The 19,057-nt window shown below is 56.2% G+C and carries 18 protein-coding genes and 1 tRNA gene; 5 read left to right on the forward strand and 14 right to left on the reverse strand.

Translation table 11 applies throughout. The annotated features are described in order from the left end of the window. From AAF465_12625 to AAF465_12680, 12 genes are all read right to left on the reverse strand, one after another. Positions 1 to 340 (reverse strand): PilX N-terminal domain-containing pilus assembly protein (locus AAF465_12625; protein MEM7083568.1); only part of this gene is annotated, 340 nt, incomplete at its 3' end. 13 nt (positions 341 to 353) lie between these two features. Next, a complete protein-coding gene (locus AAF465_12630) occupies positions 354 to 1,331 on the reverse strand; it encodes a PilW family protein (GenBank protein MEM7083569.1) in 978 nt (325 codons plus the stop codon). A gap of 14 nt (positions 1,332 to 1,345) precedes the next feature. Continuing rightward, complete coding sequence (pilV, locus tag AAF465_12635; protein MEM7083570.1) at positions 1,346 to 1,846, reverse strand: type IV pilus modification protein PilV; 501 nt, start codon at positions 1,844 to 1,846, stop codon at positions 1,346 to 1,348. A 466-nt stretch (positions 1,847 to 2,312) separates the two neighbouring features. Then, positions 2,313 to 2,732 carry a type IV pilin protein gene (locus tag AAF465_12640; protein MEM7083571.1) on the reverse strand — a complete coding sequence of 140 codons (420 nt, stop codon included), beginning with the start codon at positions 2,730 to 2,732 and terminating at the stop codon, positions 2,313 to 2,315. 164 nt (positions 2,733 to 2,896) lie between these two features. Then, positions 2,897 to 3,316 carry a type IV pilin protein gene (locus AAF465_12645; GenBank protein ID MEM7083572.1) on the reverse strand — a complete coding sequence of 140 codons (420 nt, stop codon included), beginning with the start codon at positions 3,314 to 3,316 and terminating at the stop codon, positions 2,897 to 2,899. A 9-nt stretch (positions 3,317 to 3,325) separates the two neighbouring features. Then, positions 3,326 to 6,847: a PilC/PilY family type IV pilus protein gene (locus AAF465_12650; GenBank protein MEM7083573.1), complete on the reverse strand. Its 3,522-nt coding sequence runs from the start codon at positions 6,845 to 6,847 to the stop codon at positions 3,326 to 3,328. Positions 6,848 to 6,887: 40 nt separating this feature from the next. After that, complete coding sequence (locus AAF465_12655; GenBank protein MEM7083574.1) at positions 6,888 to 7,223, reverse strand: hypothetical protein; 336 nt, start codon at positions 7,221 to 7,223, stop codon at positions 6,888 to 6,890. Positions 7,224 to 7,277: 54 nt separating this feature from the next. Beyond that, positions 7,278 to 7,763, reverse strand: a complete 486-nt coding sequence (locus tag AAF465_12660; GenBank protein ID MEM7083575.1) for a PilX N-terminal domain-containing pilus assembly protein — start codon at positions 7,761 to 7,763, stop codon at positions 7,278 to 7,280. 34 nt (positions 7,764 to 7,797) lie between these two features. Then, complete coding sequence (locus tag AAF465_12665) at positions 7,798 to 8,784, reverse strand: PilW family protein (GenBank protein ID MEM7083576.1); 987 nt, start codon at positions 8,782 to 8,784, stop codon at positions 7,798 to 7,800. A gap of 18 nt (positions 8,785 to 8,802) precedes the next feature. After that, on the reverse strand, positions 8,803 to 9,324 hold the full coding sequence (gene pilV, locus AAF465_12670; protein MEM7083577.1) for a type IV pilus modification protein PilV: 522 nt from the start codon (positions 9,322 to 9,324) through the stop codon (positions 8,803 to 8,805). A gap of 20 nt (positions 9,325 to 9,344) precedes the next feature. Then, positions 9,345 to 9,923, reverse strand: coding sequence for a GspH/FimT family pseudopilin (locus AAF465_12675; protein MEM7083578.1), 579 nt, complete (start codon positions 9,921 to 9,923; stop codon positions 9,345 to 9,347). A gap of 207 nt (positions 9,924 to 10,130) precedes the next feature. Continuing rightward, on the reverse strand, positions 10,131 to 10,751 hold the full coding sequence (locus AAF465_12680) for a GspH/FimT family pseudopilin (protein ID MEM7083579.1): 621 nt from the start codon (positions 10,749 to 10,751) through the stop codon (positions 10,131 to 10,133). A gap of 180 nt (positions 10,752 to 10,931) precedes the next feature. Here AAF465_12680 and thiO point away from each other — a divergent pair, with 180 nt between their 5' ends. The 3 genes from thiO to AAF465_12695 all read left to right on the forward strand — a co-directional run bounded on the left by thiO (position 10,932) and on the right by AAF465_12695 (position 12,653). After that, entirely contained in the window at positions 10,932 to 12,011 is a 1,080-nt protein-coding gene (gene thiO, locus AAF465_12685) for a glycine oxidase ThiO (protein ID MEM7083580.1), read from the forward strand. A gap of 59 nt (positions 12,012 to 12,070) precedes the next feature. Further along, positions 12,071 to 12,472: a Fur family transcriptional regulator gene (locus AAF465_12690; protein MEM7083581.1), complete on the forward strand. Its 402-nt coding sequence runs from the start codon at positions 12,071 to 12,073 to the stop codon at positions 12,470 to 12,472. A 105-nt stretch (positions 12,473 to 12,577) separates the two neighbouring features. Next, a tRNA-Thr gene (locus AAF465_12695) sits at positions 12,578 to 12,653 on the forward strand. Between the two features lie 176 nt (positions 12,654 to 12,829). On the opposite strand, the gene ilvA is transcribed toward AAF465_12695, so the two are convergent. Beyond that, positions 12,830 to 14,392, reverse strand: coding sequence for a threonine ammonia-lyase, biosynthetic (ilvA, locus tag AAF465_12700; protein MEM7083582.1), 1,563 nt, complete (start codon positions 14,390 to 14,392; stop codon positions 12,830 to 12,832). A 110-nt stretch (positions 14,393 to 14,502) separates the two neighbouring features. After that, positions 14,503 to 14,997, reverse strand: a complete 495-nt coding sequence (gene ilvN / locus AAF465_12705; GenBank protein ID MEM7083583.1) for an acetolactate synthase small subunit — start codon at positions 14,995 to 14,997, stop codon at positions 14,503 to 14,505. Between the two features lie 164 nt (positions 14,998 to 15,161). On the opposite strand from ilvN, the gene ilvB reads away from it, so the two are divergent. Both ilvB and AAF465_12715 read left to right on the forward strand, forming a co-directional pair. After that, positions 15,162 to 17,018 carry a biosynthetic-type acetolactate synthase large subunit gene (gene ilvB / locus AAF465_12710; GenBank protein ID MEM7083584.1) on the forward strand — a complete coding sequence of 619 codons (1,857 nt, stop codon included), beginning with the start codon at positions 15,162 to 15,164 and terminating at the stop codon, positions 17,016 to 17,018. Between the two features lie 333 nt (positions 17,019 to 17,351). Continuing rightward, positions 17,352 to 18,998: a dockerin type I domain-containing protein gene (locus AAF465_12715; protein ID MEM7083585.1), complete on the forward strand. Its 1,647-nt coding sequence runs from the start codon at positions 17,352 to 17,354 to the stop codon at positions 18,996 to 18,998. Positions 18,999 to 19,057: the final 59 nt, after the last annotated feature.

Here is a 19,057-nt window from a genome sequence, read left to right on the forward strand (position 1 = left end):
CGGCCGAATACTCTGAAATTGAATAGCCCTCGGCAAACGTATTTGCGCGGTACGTCACGTCCGTCGTCGCCGCGACGCCGTTGTCGAATGCATAGGCGTTATTGCGCGGCGTGTCGGGTGTTGCCGGGCCTAGAACAAATTCCGCTTCAATAGCTGACTCTGAGGCCTGAAAGGCATTTTCGGTAAACTGCGTGTTACCGGCTAATACAAGTTCAAGCGTAGCGGTTGACATGCCGCTGACGGCAAACACAGTAAGGATCAGCAACAGAATTAAGCCGACAACCAGCGCAGCCCCCTGTTGTTTGCGTGGGCCGATAACGGAATGTTTAAGACGGTTCATGATTAGCGAGTCCTTACAGCAGTGTTTCTGCGCGACGGTTGCGCATTTCTATGGTTTTGGTAACCAGCAGTCGGCGATAACGCGTGTCGAGCGCGTTGCCGGTGGCCGATGCGGTGAACGTTCGATCCGCATAGCGATACGTGACGTCCTCGTCATAACCCTGCTCGATCTGTTCCGCGCGTACGCGTAACCAGATGCGCGCGACGAGAATTGTCTCTGGATCCACCACATCGTCAAAGTCGACGTACATATTGACCGACTGATCATTTGTCGTGTCTACGCCATACTGAATCTGCAAGTCCTCAATGCCGGGGATCACTTCTTCTTGAATAATGATTGGATTCACGCCATCGGTGCCCAGATAGGAGCGGCGCAATGACGGGACGGTGTTGTCGTGGTCGGATGAATCCGACACCCAATAGGTGATGGCGGTCAGCTCGTTGTTGACCGCATCGGTGGCGAAGCCCGTTGGCTGGTTGGGACCAGTGAACAACGTGCCGCTATTGGTTGTTGAACGGACATAAGTGACGCCGTTTCGAAGATCAACTTCGTCAACTGGGGTGGACTGCGCATGACGAATGACCAATACGTCAGTGTTGGCCACGTAGTCGCCGTTGGGAATGCAAGTGCCACCGTACGGGTTGGCATTGTTGGCGCCCTCGATCGCCGTGTCGATATTGATGGACCAATTGTTTTCGCATTCACCTGCGCCGGCGGCCAACACGGACGGCGGATCGGTCGGCAATGCGGAGTCACCGATTTGTCGCGAGTTATTGGTTAAACCCCAAAGATCGGCGGCCCGTACGTCGCGCTCAATGACTTGCAGTGCGTAGCGTGCGTTTTCCTGAAGACGCGCGGCCTGTTCGCTGACGATCAGTGCAGACTGACTCTGCGTATATACGCGAAGCGCGCCGGCGACCAAGAAGATGCCGATCACCATGGCGACCATGAGTTCGATTAAGTTGAAGCCGTGTTGGCGGGAAAGGTTCATCATAGTTCGTTGACCTACAGTGCAAATGACAATTCGTATTCCTGCACGCGATCCTTTTCGGACCACTGAACCAGAATTGTCATCGTCGTGGGATTGGTGGCGGCGTTGCGGGTGATCGAGCCTTGCGCATTCGCCAGTCCGGCTTTCTTGGCGTCGGTGGTGTCGGTATTACCAAGGGCTGTTTTCCACTGCCACACATCGTAGGCCGCCATTTCTTGCGCTGTGCAATCCACGGCATTAATGCCTTGCGACGCCCCACATCGAATAGCGGGTGCCGCTGGCGCGTTCACTGCGTTGGTCACATAAAACTCTTCACCCGCGCGATTGACGCGAATGCGGTCGGCCATGTCGGCAGCAAGGTTAATGGCCTTGGTGCGGGCAAGCGCTGTATGACCAGACTTTAGGCTTTCAACATAAAGTGCGGCGATGCCGAGCATGCCGGTGGACAAGATGACGATAGTCACCAGTACTTCAATGAGCGAGAAGCCACCTTGTTGTGTGTGTCGATGTGTCACAGGTTTTTCCAGTCGTTAATAGCGATGCCCACCATCTTACGCACTCTTAAAAGACTGTCAGTGTGTTTTCGACAAACGGAAAGAAACGTGTGACAAGCGGACCGTATTGGTCGGTTTACGATTTGTTCACAACGTAAACTGCGCAACGGTTCGATGTTTATCCGACATTATGCACAATGCATGATGTATTACGCTGCGATACGCCGCGAGTAAACTGTGAACCACGTCACGAGCGACGACCACAGTGGTGACGCGTACAGCAACTATCTGGACATGTGGAGACGTACAGGAAAAGAGCAGGAATAAACAAATGCAAGAATCTAACGAGCGTTACACAGTACGTTTCGCGAGATCTGGATCGTGCCACTCTGGACGTGCGGAGTGCGCGAAATGTTTAGTCCAAGGCGTAATGAACGAGCCGCGAAGTGCGACAGGCAAATGTGCGCGGTAGCAGCTTGCGCCAAACTTAGTTCCAGCAGGCGTCCGTTGAGTCGCCGCTACCGCTGTCGCTAGCCGTGCGATTGCCACTGGCGTCGATCGAGAATGACGAGCACTTCGTGTCGTTTTCTTGGGATTCACCGGCTTTTGGTGATGCGGTGGCGGTAAACGTGGTGACCAGGTCTGCACCGGCGTCGATGGTCAATGTGTACAAGCCTTCTTCAGTGCCATCAATATCAAGGTCGGTGAGATCGTCTGTGTAAGTGTTATTCGCGATATAAAACTTTTCTTGTTCGGCGGCCACACGCAGCAAGGCAGCAGTCGCGTCTGTGCGATGTGTGCGTTGGACGTGCTCGCGGTAACTTGGCAAGGCAATCGAGGTAACAATCGCAATAATGACCACCGTGATCATCAGCTCGATGAGAGAAAAACCGCCTTGTTTTCGCATAGTGCCGTCTCTTGAATATATGTTAAATCTACGCTGGACACGTCGTGTGGCAGCGGACTACGGCAACGAGTATATCGGTGGGATTTATTGAGCAACCGTGAGAGATGTCACAGTTTTGTCGTCAAATGACGACAGTTAATCGAATTTAACCGGTCGAGTCGGCGTTACCAACAGTCGTCGGTTGGGCCGCCGTCACTGTCTGTTGATCGTTTCGCTCCGGTTTGATCGATCGTGAAGATGACGCAATCCGCGTCGTTTTCTTGCGAACCGTTAATGCGTGCTGTGGCGGTCGCTAGGAAGGTGTCGCCATCGTTATCGACCGCTAGCGTGAGCGTATACTCTTTCGATTCCGTTGTCAGAATACCAAGATCCGCCAGGCTCGCGCTGTAGCGGTTACTTTTTAGGTATTCTTTTTCTTGAGCCGCCGCCACGGCGAGCAGCGCAGTCGTCGCGTCTGAGCGTTTGGCTTTCAGAGTACTTTTTAAATAACTGGGATAGCCGATGGCGATCAGCAGTCCCAAGATGATCACCACGATCATCAGTTCGATCAACGTGATGCCGCGCATACGGTGTGAGCCAGCCATGGTCATTCCTTAAAATTCCACCCAGTACGTGCGAACGGGTTTGGAGGCCAAGCCCACGTTAAAGGCCTGCGTGCCCACTTGGGCGATGATATCGGCGGTTGTGGGTAACACCAGTAGCCCGTCGTCGGCCGGATCGCCTGGATTGATCGTACACCCTTCACAGTCGGGTTCAACAAACACCAACCGTGGTTGAGGTGGGATGCCAGTCGGGCCGAGCTCGACACTGGCGATCGGTGGCGATGCGAGGGCGTCGTCATACAGCGCGGGTAGGCCGCTGAGTATGTCGATACCATAGAATCGTCCGAGTCCCGTGGCCGCCACGGGATCGCAACTCAGCGCCTGATTCTGAGGTGAATAGGTGGTAAAGAAAATGCGTCCTTCTGCAGTGACGGCAGAGGACAGCGATTTCTCACCGGCACCGGCATCCAAGCTCAAGAACCAACCACGTCCAAAACCGGTGGTGGCGTCGATGCTGGTAGACCCGTCCTGAATGCCATTGAGCGTCAGCGCAATCAAGTCGAGCTCGGTGGTGAGCAGGTCGGCATTCGCGTCGCCATATTCGGGATCGCCATTGGGTCCGAGCGCGGGCGAAAACACGTTGTCGTCGCGCAGCACGTAAAAGTTGTCGTTGATGGTGGTTTCTAGCGGGTGCGCCCGATAGCCAGAACCCAAACCAATCGCTAGAAAACTGCGCCCATCTTCTACGTAGCGTGACACGCTGGGTGCGGAGAAAAAGCGTCGCTCATTCGCACTGCCGTTGCCGCCCAAATCGGCAAGACGGCCGCCAGTGATCTGTGCATCGAGCGTGGTCTCATCGGGATTGATATCGAACCGCCATACTTGTGCGGCCATATCGCCGACGTACAAGCGGTCAACGTATCCGTCGTTGTCGGTGTCGATGATGCGCACATCCGATGGAATGCTGTGGGTCATCTCGCTCAATACGAGATCGGCACCTGTGCCGGTGCCGCCGGCACTCCAGATCAGATCGCCGGTTTTCGCGTCGGCGATATAGACCGAGTTACCGATGGCGTCCGCACTGTTGGAGGAGTCTTGATTGGGGTCATAGCCGCCACCAAAGATCAGCACATCGCGCTCGGTGTTGCCGAGTTTGATTTTACCGACGCTGGCCGACGACCACGTTTGGCCGAGGTTACTGTAGCCGGTGCGGCCGTTATCTATGACAAACTCCAAACTGGGGGACGCGCGGTCGGTCATGTCGAACGCGTAGTAGCTGCGACCACCGCGTCGCATGCCCGCATAGATCCACAGGCGTTCGCCACCTGACTCAACCACGAAATCACCGTCGTCGTTTTCAATCCAGAAGTTGATCGGCCCATCCATGCCGTACGTTTTATTGTCCACGGCGTTGTAGGCGGGCAGATTGGCTTTGAGCTTGACTTGTTCCGGCAGCAGTTCTTTGGGAATAAACGCAAACTCTTCGAGGTCGTTCGTGGTGGCGGCACCCTGTGTCGGATCTATCGCGTGCAAATAGCCATCGTTTGAGCCGAACACCAGCAGCAGGTCATCTGGACCGCCATCAAAGTTGATGACCAGTGGTTGACTGTGCAGTGGATCGCCGAGCGTACGCCGGGACATGCCGTCCGCATCTAAGCCGGCCGTGAAGTCGATCAGCTGCAGCAGTTCATCGCCCGTCGGCATACCGGGCAGTGCGCCGATCGCGTCGACATTATCGCGACTGATGCGGTTGTCGTCAGCGCTCAGATTTTTATTGGTGGTCAAGTTCGAGTAAATTTTTCGGTCGGCCGATAAGCGTTCGGCCACGCCCCCTTCGGCCACCTCCGAGCCATCCGGTGTGTTGCTCCAGATGCTTCTGGCTGCGTCGCGAAACAGACCGGTGCCGGGATCTACGGCGGGATTGCCGTCGGCATCGAGTATCTGAATGTCTCCACCGGTGGTTGTGCGGCCAATTTTGTACGCCTTGAGGTTACCATCCCAATGCGGTTCACCCGACGGCGACGGCTGATAGAGCGTGAAGTACAAGGTGTCGCGATTGGTGAATCGGTTGAGCGTATTGACCGATACGGCGGGAGCCGTAAACGTGGCAACGCTGCCCTGAATGCCGTTCACACCAAAAATGTCATCAAACGCAGTACGCAGCTGCTCGCGGTTGTTCGCCAAAAAATAGCCGGGTGTGTCGGGCTCATCTATGCCGTCGTCGCTGGTGTCCACCTGTGCCGTCGTCGCGTTTTGCAGCAGCGTCGAGTCGGTGAAAAAGCCGATGATGAAGGTCTCGACCGACTGGGTGCCGGAGAATCCGGATCCTGTCGCGAGGTCTGCCGTACTCATGAACTGCGTCATTTCATCTAGACAACTTCCGTCCGCGCAGCCACCGGTGAGTGCAGCGATATCGGCATCGGCTTCAAAGTCACCATTCGGCAAACCGTCGGTCAGCAGAATCATATAGTTGCGCTGACACGCCGCGACGATGGGCGATTTGTATTGCCCGCCGTCTAGCGCCTCGGCCACCGATGTGGACGGGGTGGTCGATAACCCAAATCGCGGCGTGCCGCCGGCGTGATAGAGATACGACTCATAGATGGTTTCAGCAAGTGGTGTACTACTGGAGGCCGACAGCGCCTGAATTTTATTAATCAGGTTGGCATTGCCGCTGGCGATGTCGGTGGTCGGTGCCAATACCATGCCGCCACCACCGTTCGCCGAGAAGCGCATCAAGCCAAGGCGCAGACCGTCATTATTGGCCAACGAGCGCTCGGACAAAGCGACCACCAGATCGGTGGCGACCTCCTGCACAATCTCGAGACGCGTGAGCACCACCGCATCGCTGTTTTGTTCGCGCTCATAAATCCAATTGAGATAGTTTGGCGTGAAGAAAGTGTAGCGTGTGCTGGTTTGGGCCCAATTGATTAGCTGCGGATCATTCGGATCGGCCGACCAAGGAAACGGTTCGGTGGTGCCGTCTGTGGGCAGTGAATCCAGATTGATGGGAAAAGTGCCGTCACCGACGCCGTCACCGTGTATGCCGTAGTCGGCGAGACACTCCGTGCGGTCATCCTGCCCCCCTTCGTCAAGGTCGTCCTCATCGGCGGGAAACAATAGGCCCCACGTGCCGCCTTCACCCTCGAGTCGAAATTGCGCAATACGGTCGGTGTAACGTCCCGCGCTTACGAGCGACGACTGTCCGCTCTGGCAGACGAACGAGCGCGTTTCAATCCACTGGTTGGTGTCGACTTCACTGGCGTCGAGAAAATCGATGGAGTCGAGTGGTGTGACCGTGTAGAACAGACGAAGCGGGAAGCCGAACGCCTCGTGCACATCAAACGGGCCCGTGTAGTCGACCGTGCTGTCGTAGGGTGCCACTGTGCTGTCGAGAAACACTTCGGAGGCCATGCTGCCCGAGGTGTCGATGACCAGCGTGACGTTGGGGCCGGCAAAGTCCTGCACTTGCCCGACCAGTGTTTCGATGTCAGATGCGTGAGCGGGTGCACAGAGCGCGGCACCGTACAGTAGGCTGGCAAGACAGGTCGTGTAAAAAGAATTCGTTTTCATAAGGCTTCAATATTTGATGAGGAGTCGTCAGGACAAGCGATCAGTCGGCTGGCCAAAAGGTGACACGCGTGACGTAGCGCGAGTCAGGATCAAAGATGAGCGTGGCGCCACGATTGATGAGCGCTTCGGCGGCTTTGGCGGTGATAGGCTGTTTACCATCAAAAAAACGTGTTTGAGCCCGAAAGGTCACGCCTTGTGTCGCGCAAAAATCGCAGCGCTTGATGTATATAAGTCCGCCCGTGGTCGGGGCAGTACCAAACTCCACACGTTCAAGCTCCGCCGAGTGTTCTTTGATGTCCATCAGCTGTGCGGATGTAGGCACCGAGCTGAAAAACAGCGCGGCAATGATCAAGCTGAAAAAGCGTTTTGTGTTCATGCGTGTATTCCAGTAAAGCGTTAACAAGTTCATCGGTAACGACGCGGCGTAAAATTAGTTCGGCACTTGAATATAAAAACCCATGTTTTGATTTTGAGTGCCGCCGCGGCCGGAGGTGCCGATGGCGTTCATTTGAAAATGCTGATACGTGCAGCCGTCAGGGCTGCCGAATTCGCTGTTTAATGAGCAGCCGCTGCCTGGCAGTTTGTCTCGCAGTATCGTGGTCACTGTGGTCGACGCGGTGCTGATGCCATCATTTAAGTAATCGAATTCCAGTGGGTCACGAACCTGTTCATTGATGAGCACGGACCCGTCCATGTTGAAGGGTGCTGTGCTGGTCAGCGCCTGCATGAGCGCGGATTCAGCCGCCTGCGCGGCAATGTCTTCTTGCTTGACGTTGTCCGCCATGCGCAAGCTCAAAGTCGACTGGGTCATCGACGACAGCGACAGCAGCGTGAGCACCGTGAGCAAAATAAGACCCATCAGCAACGCGGCACCGCGTTGGCGAGAAAGGTGTGTCGGAATAGTTCGATTCATCATGAGTTGGCTCGGTAAGTCTTCGCAAAGACGAGGATTAATGTAAGTTTCGGAAAAAGACGGTGCGCGACGCGACAATCCGTCGGAAGTTGTCGTTGAACGGGCCGACGACTTTATCGCCCAACTGGTATTCAATATCGTCGAAATGATCAATCTCCGGATTCTCCGACCGCATTAATAGCCACACACGCATGGAGCGCACCATCGTGTTGGGCGCCGTGAGGTTTTCGATGTCGCTGACGTAAGCTGCGACGCCGCCGCGCGTGCCCGCCACGTTAACGGGTCCGATGCCATATTGAATCTGCATATCCTGCACGCCCGTGGTGATTTCCGTGTCGACCATGGTGGGTGTACCACCTTGTTCGACCAGCTGAACGCGTCGTAGCGATGGGTAGTTGTCGGTGCCGTTGGCGCCGGCGAGTGAATACGGGCTCACATAGTAAGCGTTGGCCACCAGCGCATAGTTGAGCGAGGAGGCGGGCAGTGATGTCGGTTCGTTATTGCCAAGAAAGACCTCGCTGCGCGGTGCTTCGCTTGAGCGCAGATAAAACTGTCCGGCTTGCAGCGCGTTGGCGGGCAACCCTTGCACACGGCGGACGGCGAAAATATCCGTGTCGGTCGTGAATCGATTCGGTATGCAGGCCCAGTCTGACCAACCCGCTTCGACATCATTAAAACCCGAGACATGCTCGTCGAATTGCACCACCCAGTTTTCCGCGCAGTCGTTGGCGATGCCGCCAAGTGGCGTACCGGTGGCTTCGCGATCGTTCGCGCTTCCTCGAATGGCCGAGGCATCATTGTGTTGTCCCCAATAGCCGGCAAGTTCGAGATCGGGCTCGATCACGCCCAGCGCGAAGCGCGCGTTTTCTTGCATAAGCGTAAAGTTGTCGTTAGTCGCGTAGGCAGCGCGGCCGTTGGTGTACACCACAAATGTGCCGAGGACCAAAATCAGGCCGATCGCCATCGCCACCATCAGTTCGATGAGCGTCAGGCCAGATTGCTGTGAATGGGTATGCTGAGTCATGACAATTCCTAGGACGCGCTAGTTGTTAATCACAACCTGATACGCACGCGGTTCGCCGCGTTCGGTATAATTTAGCGTAACCGTGTACGTCGTGGTGGCAACAGCGCCGGCCGGCAGCAGCACCTCGATGGATCCTTCCCCGCCGGGCAGTCCGGCATCTGAGGCGATCGCTTCTTTCCACAGCCAGATATCAAATGCCGCGAGCTCGGCGGTGGTACACGTGGTGTTAGCGGGCATCGGTGCGTTCGGCAAGTCGGCACACTGCGGCTGAGGTTGGTCACCGGCGCCACCGAGTCCGGCCACGTAGCTCAACCCGCCATTTGGGTTCGCGCGAATGCGGTCAGCCATGTCGCTCGCCGCCAGAATCGCGTTGGTGCTGATGCGCGCGGACTGGCTAAACTGCAGGCCTTTGACTTGCAAGGTCAGCACGCCGAGCATCCCGACAGACAACACGACCAAGGCGACCAGCACCTCGATCAGTGAAAATCCACGCGAATATCGGCGGTGTTTATAAGGAATGTGGTATCGAGATGTTTTCATATTTAAGACCTTTAGCGGGCTTAGCTCGTGGCACACGACGGTGCCGCTACGCCAAAATCATTGCGGTTTAACACGCGAGGGCGGCCATTATTCGACAAGCTCAAAACACGCGAGTAGCGGTCGTCGCCATCGGCGCCGCAAAAGACAATAAAGCGGGCGTCACCACCGACCACCGGTAACGCGGCAAAACCGGTCGGTAGGTAGGTGATGTTCTCCTCGACGTCGTCGTCGGCGATCACCGTTAACCCGCCCTTAAGCGAGTTCTGCGTCTGCACAATCTGATCGCCGGTACCATATGTGCCGTCGCCGTCGTTGTCGGCAAACACAATCCAGCCGTCGGTCCAGTCTCCGCCGGTGCACGATTCATTGCCGGCGTTCATCGCGTTGTTGGACGTACACATAATGACAGGGGTGCCGCGCTTGCTGGCCTCGGATCGACTGATGTGCATGGCGGTCACGAGCAGATTGACCGCGCTGGTCAACTGGCCGTTCTTATATTGGTTGATGAACGATGGCACGCCGAATCCAATGAGCACGCCGGCTACTGAAATGGTGACCAATAGTTCTAACAATGTCAGACCGCGTTGATGACTGCCCATACCCATTTTTTGCCCGTAGCCCTGGTTTGCGACATAACGAGTATACGGGGCAAAAGTGTGACCGGCGTCACAAATTCCGACGAACGGGCGGTTTTGACTGACAAACGGTATTACATAATTCCATGTTTTCGCTGGCTTTTTCACCATAAGCGGCATCGCGGCGCGTTATGTCATACCGTGCCTCCTTGTCGGCGCGGTGTCACCAACTCAGGTGCCAACGCATTCGATAACGCTGCCGTCGGCCTGGCGGGTGGCCGTTCGGGGCCGGCCGTTGTAACTCACGATCACCGCTTTGGGTGTGGCGGCGTCCCGGGCGCAAAACACGACCGTGCCGTTGGTGGCTCGCTTGTTGTTGGGGCGAAAGCGAAATGCGCGGCGGTTCGATTGCGGTACGAGTGATACCTCGTTCATCGTTTGCACAACCTCCAGTTGTGGTGAGTCGAGCGGCGCTTCGTGCTGGTCCGGCGATCGCATAACGAGCCAGCCTCGGGACCAGTCGCCGTCCAGGTCGCAATACGGACCGTCCGCCTTTGGGCAAACGATTGCGTGCGTACGTTGGGTAATCGCGATGGATCGAGCCAGCAGTACGCTGGTCACAAAACGATTGACCGCCGCTGACTGTCGGCCGTTGGCGAGCACTGTCGACCAAGAGGGTAGCGCGTATGTCAGCAAAAGAGTGCCCACCGCGAGTGTGACGAGCAGTTCAAGCAGGGTGAGTCCGCGCTCTCCGACGAGCGCACATCGACTGTGTGGCGTTACTGTGTTGTGTTGACAGGCGGCTGCAGATCGGTGTGGGCAGTGAGCCGATGAGTGTTTATGCACGTTCATTGATTTGAGTCACATTGCGGCAACCGAAGACGCCACTAACGGGCGGGTGTCGATTAACGCTATGTCACCAAGCACCGAAGTGACAGCGGTAAAATGGGCGAATGTCATCCATTTCTCTCGACATGATACGATCCGCTTCATTTTCAATCCGTGCTTGAACTGAACGAGTAGGCGAACACATTGAGTAACCTTCGCATTGTGGTGATTGGCGGTGGCGTCATCGGGCTCGCGTCGGCCTGGGAACTGGCGGCACGTGGCCATGCGGTGAGGGTCTTTGATAAAGGCCCGATCGGACAAGGTGCCTCGCGCGCAGCGGGTGGCATCGTCTCGCCATTGCGACCTTGGCAAGCGCACACCGTGGTGGATCGACTCGCGGCCAGCAGCCGCGCGTTATACGGTGATTTTGTGAAACGGCTGATCGATCAATCGGGCGTCGATCCGCAGTATCGACAGAGCGGCATGGTAGTGGTCGGCGATACGCACAAACACGCCGCGCAAGAGTGGGCACTCAACACCGGGCGCGACCTTAAATGGCTCGATCGAGCAGGCTTGACCAAACTCGTGCCGGACATTGGCCGGGTGCGGGAGGGGGTTTATCTTGATGACATTTATCAAGTGCGCAACCCGTTGCTCATCACCGCATTGGAACGCGCCTGCATCAAGTTGGGCGTCGAGTTGCGCCCTAACGAAGCAGTCGACACCCTACTTAAACAGGGTCTAAACGTCACGGGCGTGCGCACAAAAAACGCGGAAATTTGCGCAGACCTCGTGGTGATTGCCGCGGGCGCCTGGAGCGACGGATTGTGTTCGGCGCTGCACGCTCGACTCAACGTCACGCCCGTGCGTGGACAGATGATTTGGTATCAAGATAGCCCCGAGCGGGCCGGTCGACCGATCGTCGATGACGGGGAGCATTATATTGTCACGCGTCGAGATGGCGTCACCTTGGTGGGTAGCACCGTTGAAAACGTTGGATTCGATCAAGGAATTACTGATAAAGCACTGATTAGACTGAAAAACAAAGCGAAGAATCTGATCCCAGGGTTAGGCGAGCTGACGCCGCTGGGTCAATGGTCTGGCTTACGGCCGGGACGTGCGCACGGCATCCCGCTCATCGGCGCGTACCCGGGCCTCGATGGGCTTTTTCTCAACACCGGGCATTTTCGCAACGGCATCACACTCGCGCCGGCGTCCGTGCAGATGCTGGCAGACCGGGTGGAAGGGGTTTCCGACGCCGAAATGGGCGTGTCGTCGCTCTAATTCTGAGAATTTTCCGTAATTTGATACACTTTTGGTGAGTCAAGTGGGGGGCGAACTCTATGATTCGTGAAGAAGTTGTGAAACTTCTGGGGCGCAATGGTATTACCATAACGCCTCAGCGTATTGATGTAGCCGAGGTGCTATTTGCACGTCCGCAGCATGTTTCTGCCGAGCAGATCATCGATCAGCTCCGGATTCAGGGCAAATCGGTCTCCAAAGCCACGGTGTACAACACACTAAACCGCTTTGTTTCCAAAGGCATTGCCAAAATCGTCAACGTCAATCCCGAGCGGGCGTTCTACGATTCGGTAACGACTCACCACCATCACTTCTATAACGAAGACAGCGGCGACATCATCGACATCCCCGAACACGATATCGTGCTCGAAAATCTCCCGAACATTCCAGAAGGCACGGAACTGTCGGCGGTCGAAGTCGTGATCAAAATCCGCAACCGCTAATAGCGCTGCCCATCCCTTTAGTACCGCGCGACTAAAGCGTGCGTAAGCCTGCTCGCCATTGCGGCCGAGCCACACATTTCATATACTGCCGCGCTCCATCCGGATGCCGAGATAGCTCAGTCGGTAGAGCAACTGATTCGTAATCAGTAGGTCGGAGGTTCGATTCCTCTTCTCGGCACCATTTTCCAATTTCGAACAAAAAACCTAAAGCAGTCTTATGACGCTTCTTCCTTTCACTTGGTGGCGGGATGCGATCGGCGTGCGTTTATCGTTCGCGCGGTCACGGGGGCTATGTTTGGAGATCGGTAGTTAAGATTGACCTCCGCAGCGAAGGATTACTGCTTTGATCGAGGGTGATTACTGACTCGCTAAAAAAAGCTGGTACACCGGATTGTCAGATTCATCCCAAAACGCGTAGCCGAGCTTATCTAAGTGCGAATTAAATTCGTCTAGATCGTTTTCCGACACCTGAATCCCACACAGCACGCGGCCAAAGTCAGAGCCGTGGTTTCGATAATGAAACAAGCTGATGTTCCATTGCGTACCAACGGCCTGTAAGAAATCACGCAGCGCCCCGCGTCGTTCGGGAAACTCAAAGCGGAATAATCGTTCGTTCGTAAGACCCGGCGCGCTACCGCCGACCAAATGCCGGAGATGTAGCTTGGCAACTTGATTGTCCGTGAGATCGATCACCGTGTAGTTTGCGTCGCTTAGCTGCTTTGTGATGCGTTGTTTTTCGGCGTTACCGCCGGTCAAACGTAGACCCACAAAAATATGCGCGCGCTTTTGATTGTCAAAGCGGTAATTAAACTCTGTCACGTCGCGATCGCCAATGGCTTCGCAAAACGTAAGGAAGCTGCCCGGGGTTTCTGGAATTTCAACCGCGAGCAGCGCTTCGGTTTGTGCGCCAATGTTGGCGCGCTCAGTGACGTGCAAGAGGCGGTCGAAATTCATATTGGCGCCGCTGTTGATCGCAATCAGCGTTTTGTTTTTTATTGTGTTGTCGGCGATATACCGTTTAAGTCCCGCTAAGCTAATGGCGCCCGCCGGTTCGGCGAGCACGCGCGTTTCTAAAAAGAGATCTTTAATGGCGGCGCACATTTCATCGGTGCTCACCTGCACCATGCCATCGAGATGGGCTTGGCACAGCGCGAAGGTGAGGTCGCCCACGCGACGCACGGCCACGCCGTCGGCAAAGGTACCAACGCGTTCGAGCGTGGGCGGTGCGCCGGCTTCAAGAGCTGCGGTCATACTGGCCGCGTCCATCGGTTCCACACCAATGACTTTGGTCTTGGGCGAACGCGCTTTGATTACTGCGGCCATGCCGGCGGCTAAGCCGCCGCCGCCGACGGGCACAAAAACGATATCCGCCGTTCGGCCGCTCGTTGCTAATTCATCGAGCACTTCGGTGGCCACGGTGCTTTGGCCTGCGATGACATGTGCATCATCGAATGGATGCACGAACGTTAGGCCACGCGTATCGGCAAGTTCGCGCGCATGTGCGCTGGCGTCGTCAAACGACGCGCCGTGAATCACCACCTCCGCGCCGAGTGCTTTGACCGCGTCAATTTTGATCGCAGGTGTGGTGTCGGGCATCACAATCACGGCGGGTAGATTGAGTTCGCGCGCCGCCAGCGACACGCCCTGGGCGTGATTGCCCGCCGAGGCACACAGCACACCCTTGGGCGGTTGGGTCTCCAGCAGGTGCTGCAGTTTGTTGTACGCGCCGCGCAGTTTAAATGAAAAGATCGATTGCAGGTCTTCACGCTTGATAAAAATGCGGTTGTGGAGCTCGGCGCTTAAGCGTGGTGCCGGATCGAGCGGCGTACGGCGGGCGAGCGTATAGATGCGCTCCGCGGCTTTGGCATTCAGCGCGAGCAGATCGTTAGCTTGCAGTGTGCTTTTGGAAACCGCGCTCATGATCAAGTCATCGAGTTTTATATAGTCATTCGCTGAGTGCGATCAATGCTGACACGCTCAGTTGTAAAGACTCGAGCGATGTCAGGAACGCGGCCCATGGTTCAATTTCGCTAGTGATCGAGATTGAGCGTGCCGCGGCGCATGGCCATCGAGCCGCTGCGCACCACCGTGAGGATCTCGCCAAACGACGCAAAGCGTTCGATGCAGGCGTCCATCAGTCGGTTTGGCGTGGTGACTTCGACGGTGAACGCGTGGCGGTCTTCGTCGAGGATGGTCGCGTTGAGCTCACCGACATATTGTTGAATCGAGTTCTCGATGCCTTTGCGCAGTTTGAGTTTGATGAGCACCAGTTCGCGCTGAAAGTAGTCATCGCCCGTGAAGTTATTCAAATCCACCACGTTCACGAGCTTGAGCAGCTGATTGCAAATCTGCTGCACGACCTCATCCGAACCCGACGTAACCAGCGTCAATCGCGAGATCGTCTGATCCTGAGTCGGTGCGACATGCAGCGAATCGATGTTGTAGCCACGCGAAGAAAAGAGTCCGGCCACCCGGGTGAGGGCGCCCGCTTCGTTTTGCAGTAGGATGGAGATAGTGTGTTTCATAGGAAACTATTGAAATGATTCGTCACTACGGTAAAAGGAGTCATGAATGGTGCATTGCATCGACGTAGACTAATCGAGGGGTTAGCCGCGCGCAAGCACTGAATGCGGCATAAAAATGCCGACAAACCCGGCGAGGGATTCGCCACACACTGTGAGTCAGGCGAATGCGAAACGATCATCAACTCAAACTGGACCAGGCCCATCCGCGGGCGGGCGACGAACTCACCGGCGCTGAGATGCTCGTGCAGATTCTCGCCGATGAGGGCGTCGACACGGTGTTTGGCTACAGCGGCGGTGCGATCTTGCCTACGTTTGACGCGATCTTTCGCTACAACTTTGATAACGAAACGACCGACGGTACGCCGGCGATGAACCTGGTGGTGCCCGCCAACGAGCAGGGCGCGGCGTTTATGGCTGCCGGCTACGCGCGCGCGAGCGGTAAGGTCGGCGTGTCGCTGGTGACGTCCGGTCCGGGCGCGACCAACACCGTAACACCCGTGCGCGATTGCATGGCCGACTCCACGCCCATCGTGGTGATTTGCGGTCAGGTGCCCACCGGCGCCATTGGCACGGATGCGTTTCAAGAAGCACCGATCAGCAGCATTATGGGGCCGGCGTGTAAGCACGTGTTCTTGGTCACCGACCCAACCGAACTGGAGGCCACGGTGCGCACGGCGTTTGAAATCGCGCGCACGGGACGGCCGGGTCCCGTCGTCATCGACATTCCAAAAGACGTGCAAAACTGGTCGGGCGCCTTTACCGGCACTGGCCTCTTACCGATTCCGGGTTATCGACAGCGCATGGCGCGACTGGCTGAAAACCGTTTGGATGAAGCCGGTGCCGAGCGCTTTGTCGAGCTTTTCGCCCAAGCGAAAAAGCCGTTGATCTACGCCGGGGGTGGCGTTGTTAATGCCGATGCTTCGGACTTACTGCGCGAGCTGTCCGATCGATTTTCGATTCCGGTGGTGACCACGCTCATGGGCATTGGCGCGGCCGATACGACTCAAGAATTGTCGCTACACATGCTGGGCATGCACGGCACCGCGTTTGCCAACTATGCGGTGGAGGAGTGTGATTTTCTGATTGCCGTTGGTGCTCGGTTTGATGATCGTGTCGCCGGTGTGCCCGATAAGTTTGCGCCGCGCGCGAAGCACATTGCGCATTTTGATATCGACGCCACGGAAATTAGTAAGGTGGTGAGCGCCGACTGGTATCACGTGGGGTCGCTCCACGACAGCGTGCGCAAAGTGATCGATGCCTTAGCGGTCGCCACACTGCCGGATCTGAGCGATTGGCTGGGTGAGATTGGCAAGCTTAAGCGTGATTTTGCACTGGATTATAATCGCGATAGCGAGTCGATTCAGCCCTACTATGTGATCGAAGAAATCAATCGTCTCACCAAAGGCGAAGCGATTATCTCCACCGGCGTAGGTCAGCATCAAATGTGGGCGGCGCAGTACTTTGATTTTCGACATCCGCGTTTATGGCTCACCTCCGGCAGTATGGGCACCATGGGTTTTGGTTTGCCTGCCGCCATCGGTGCGCAGTTTGCGTGCCCGTCGCGCCTGGTGATCGATATTGATGGTGATGGCAGCATGCGCATGAACTTTGGCGAACTCGAAACCGTCACCACGTATGAGCTGCCGGTCAAAGTGGTGGTGCTCAATAATTTCGGTGATGGCATGGTGCAACAGTGGCAGCGTCTGTTCTTTAAAGGGCGGATGTCCGCGAGCGACAAATCGCTGCACAAGAAAAATTTCGTTAAAGCCGCCGAAGCCGATGGCTTTGTGTTTGCCAAGCGCCTCGATCAAAAAGCCGATGTGCCGGCAGTGGTTAAAGAATTCATCGAGTTTGACGGTCCGGCCTTTTTGGAAGTGATCATTGATCGCGACGCGGAGGTCTATCCGATGGTAGGGCCGGGTCAGTCTTACGATCAGATGATCACAGGGCCCTACATCAAGTCGCGTAGCGACGAGCCGCCACCGGCCGACATGGATCCCAATACGACCGAGATGTTCTAAGTCAAATCAATCGGTTTGAACTGATTGCACGACGTTCTTCGCGGCCAAAACTGCGCAAGTTGGCGCGCCGGTTTGCGTCCGGTCGCGGGCCGCACGTCTCCTCTCCCAAACACCGCTCAGCGGCTGCTCTGGCTCCTGTTCACAAATGAGTTGTTCTGACTCATATCGTGCGTTTCTCTCGATTGTTTGCGTCGGTTTTTGCCGCTCGAGACAATCGCACACCGAATTCGCCTCTGCCTTATGGTGACTGACTTGATTCAGTGCGAACCCCTGCCTAACCTATCGGTATAACAAAATGTGCTGATGACGCATTAACAAAACTCGGGGAACGCAATGCTCAATGGAATAGCCCGCTGGCTCTGTGGGTGGCTCGCTGTTGCGGTGTGTGGGGTCGCGGCGGTCGCGCAGTCGGGTCTGCCCGCACGTCCAATCAATCTCACCTGTGTCGCACCCGCGGCGGCGGCCGTAGGATTTACGCTTGAAAAAACCATCGTGTCGGCGGAGACGCGTGGCGCTGCGGCTGCCTCGCGCGACAACGGCGTGTTGTATCGAGGCATCGCGCTGCCGGCGTTTCACCAACACTACGTCTACCTTCAAGACAACGCGCTTAAAGTCGACTCGCGTTTCGGTCATGGGTCGGCCACGTTGGATGTCGACATCGCGTTGCCCGAGGGAAGCGCGCTCACCGAAGGGGTCGATAGTGAGCTGTATATTATTGATCCACAGGGACAGGCCTGGCAGCTTAAGCAAGAGCCGTTGACGGCGGGTGGAGCGGCCACGTTGCTGTCCGAGACCGGTTGTTTTGATCCGGCGGATCCCTCGATTCCGGCGCCGGGACTGATTGAATATTCGCCTTCCGCTCCATTGTGGTCAGACAACGCCGCCAAACGGCGCTGGATTGCGATGCCCGATTGGCAGACGAGCGGCACGCAGATCAGCATTCTGCCCGACGGCGATTTTGATTTTCCAAACGGCACGGTGCTGGTGAAGGAATTTCGATTGGGCAACACGATTGTCGAAACCCGTTTGTTTGTGCGCGATTTGACCGGCGACTGGACGGGCTACTCCTACGAGTGGAACGCCGAACAAACCGACGCGACCTTGTTGAGCACCACAAAAACAATCACGATCAACGGCCAAGAGTGGACCTATCCCGCGCCCGCCGAGTGTTTGGTCTGTCACGGTGCGGCGGCCAACCGCAGTCTGGGTTTGGAAACCGCCCAACTCAATCACGCCATCACCTATTCGGCGACGGGCATTTCGGCCAACCAGCTCACCACACTGGTCAGTATCGGGTTGATCGACCCGAGCATCGGCGACGTGTCGTTGCTCTACGCCTTGCCGTTTTATGATGATGTGGGCGCGCCTGTCGATGAGCGCGCGCGCGGATACCTACACAGTAATTGTTCTAATTGCCACCGCCCTGGTGGTCTGGGTGTAGGGCCAATGAACTTTTTGTATCAGCTTGACGGGAGTGCGATCGGCTCGAATGACGTGGATCCGTGGCGCGGCAACCTTGGGGTGCCGGGCGCAAAGATTTTGCTCCGCGGTGCACCTGAGCTGTCGGTTATCTCGTTGCGCATGAAGGCGCTCGATTTTACTCGTATGCCCTTAATCGGTTCAGCCATTATCGATGTGCAGGGCACAACGCTTATCGACGATTGGATTGAATCAGGGCTTGGCTTTGGGATCGGTGATGCCGATGGCGATAACAAGGCCGACGACCTCGATAACTGCTCGGCGGTGGCGAACTCGACACAAATCGACGCGGATGGAGATGGCTATGGCAACGCGTGCGATCCGGATCTTAACAACGACAACATCGTCAACTTTCTGGATTTGGCGTTATTCAGCAACGTGTTCTTAACCAACGATGCCGTTGCCGACTTTAATGGTGACGGGGTAGTCAATTTTGTCGATCTGTCGATACTCGCGGGCTTCATCTTTATGGCGCCCGGCCCAAGCGGTCTCAATCCCTAACGTTGGTCGAATTTTTCCTGCGCAGTTCGGCACAAAAAACGCCACGCCGCCAATCTAGC

The organism is Pseudomonadota bacterium, from assembly GCA_039028935.1.
In the GTDB taxonomy this organism is placed as follows: Bacteria; Pseudomonadota; Gammaproteobacteria; order Steroidobacterales; family SZUA-146; genus SZUA-146.

Excerpts from the sequence above, each read along its gene's own strand:
- AAF465_12630 (MEM7083569.1), bottom strand. The coding sequence starts at position 1,331 with ATGAACCTTTCCCGCCAACACGGCTTCAACTTAATCGAACTCATGGTC.
- AAF465_12640 (MEM7083571.1), bottom strand. The coding sequence starts at position 2,732 with ATGCGAAAACAAGGCGGTTTTTCTCTCATCGAGCTGATGATCACGGTG.
- AAF465_12645 (MEM7083572.1), bottom strand. The coding sequence starts at position 3,316 with ATGGCTGGCTCACACCGTATGCGCGGCATCACGTTGATCGAACTGATG.
- AAF465_12650 (MEM7083573.1), bottom strand. The coding sequence starts at position 6,847 with ATGAAAACGAATTCTTTTTACACGACCTGTCTTGCCAGCCTACTGTAC.
- AAF465_12655 (MEM7083574.1), bottom strand. The coding sequence starts at position 7,223 with ATGAACACAAAACGCTTTTTCAGCTTGATCATTGCCGCGCTGTTTTTC.
- AAF465_12660 (MEM7083575.1), bottom strand. The coding sequence starts at position 7,763 with ATGATGAATCGAACTATTCCGACACACCTTTCTCGCCAACGCGGTGCC.
- AAF465_12665 (MEM7083576.1), bottom strand. The coding sequence starts at position 8,784 with ATGACTCAGCATACCCATTCACAGCAATCTGGCCTGACGCTCATCGAA.
- pilV (MEM7083577.1), bottom strand. The coding sequence starts at position 9,324 with ATGAAAACATCTCGATACCACATTCCTTATAAACACCGCCGATATTCG.
- AAF465_12675 (MEM7083578.1), bottom strand. The coding sequence starts at position 9,923 with ATGGGCAGTCATCAACGCGGTCTGACATTGTTAGAACTATTGGTCACC.
- AAF465_12680 (MEM7083579.1), bottom strand. The coding sequence starts at position 10,751 with ATGAACGTGCATAAACACTCATCGGCTCACTGCCCACACCGATCTGCA.
- AAF465_12690 (MEM7083581.1), top strand. The coding sequence starts at position 12,071 with ATGATTCGTGAAGAAGTTGTGAAACTTCTGGGGCGCAATGGTATTACC.
- ilvA (MEM7083582.1), bottom strand. The coding sequence starts at position 14,392 with ATGAGCGCGGTTTCCAAAAGCACACTGCAAGCTAACGATCTGCTCGCG.
- ilvN (MEM7083583.1), bottom strand. The coding sequence starts at position 14,997 with ATGAAACACACTATCTCCATCCTACTGCAAAACGAAGCGGGCGCCCTC.
- ilvB (MEM7083584.1), top strand. The coding sequence starts at position 15,162 with ATGCGAAACGATCATCAACTCAAACTGGACCAGGCCCATCCGCGGGCG.
- AAF465_12715 (MEM7083585.1), top strand. The coding sequence starts at position 17,352 with ATGCTCAATGGAATAGCCCGCTGGCTCTGTGGGTGGCTCGCTGTTGCG.